This is a genomic window from Rhizobium sp. FG113 (assembly GCF_057809895.1).
Genome location: NZ_JBMDKV010000067.1, coordinates 1 through 787 on the forward strand (window position 1 = coordinate 1; position 787 = coordinate 787).

Annotated in this window: 2 tRNA genes; both read left to right on the forward strand. The window is 54.0% G+C overall.

The features are described 5' to 3' along the window. The first annotated feature begins 342 nt into the window (after positions 1–342). Positions 343–419: transfer RNA gene (locus tag ACODTZ_RS36140), tRNA-Ile, on the forward strand. A 76-nt stretch (positions 420–495) separates the two neighbouring features. Next, positions 496–571: transfer RNA gene (locus tag ACODTZ_RS36145), tRNA-Ala, on the forward strand. The last annotated feature ends 216 nt before the right edge of the window (positions 572–787 follow it).

The window sequence follows — 787 nt, forward strand, 5'->3', positions numbered from 1 at the left end:
TCACCTCCTTTCTAAGGAAGCTGTGGAACCGGTAAGACGCCCTCCGACAAGTCTTTGACTTGTCTAGGGGATGAACCTTCCCGTGCTTTTTAGAACATAGATGGCGCCAGTCAGGCGACCATCGAAACGCAATACGCCACGGAAGTGCTTCGGCACTCGGATGGTATGGCGAACTGCGCCGTCCACGTTTCTCTTTCTTCATTAGGATATGTCCTCACGGCGAGCGCGATCTTCGATCGCTGCCTCCGGCCAGTCTTCGGATTGGAAAAGAGGCGCCAGACGACTGGCGACGGCCTCTGGCCTGTATGGGCGAGCGTCACTGACGTCGAGTTCGTAGAGATCGGGCCTGTAGCTCAGTTGGTTAGAGCACACGCTTGATAAGCGTGGGGTCGGAAGTTCAAGTCTTCCCAGGCCCACCATTCTCCTTTTTGAGGATGATGGGTTGTTCGATCTTGATCCTCCTGATGGGTTTGCTCATCAGGTGTTGCGATGGTTGGGGCTGTAGCTCAGCTGGGAGAGCACCTGCTTTGCAAGCAGGGGGTCAGCGGTTCGATCCCGCTCAGCTCCACCAAATCGATGGTGTCGAGCCTGAGGGTTTAGATGGCAATGTCTTCTGAAGAAATACAAGTTTGCATCGACTTTAAGTCGTATGCCTGTTCTGCATATATCGTGAAGAGAAGATTGATCTGGAGGCTTCCAGGTGTTTTGGCACAATCCTTATGGATTGTCCGAGACGTCCGAGCCCAGTTCCAATGACGTCGTGAATGGCCTAGCCGGCCGGAAGCGA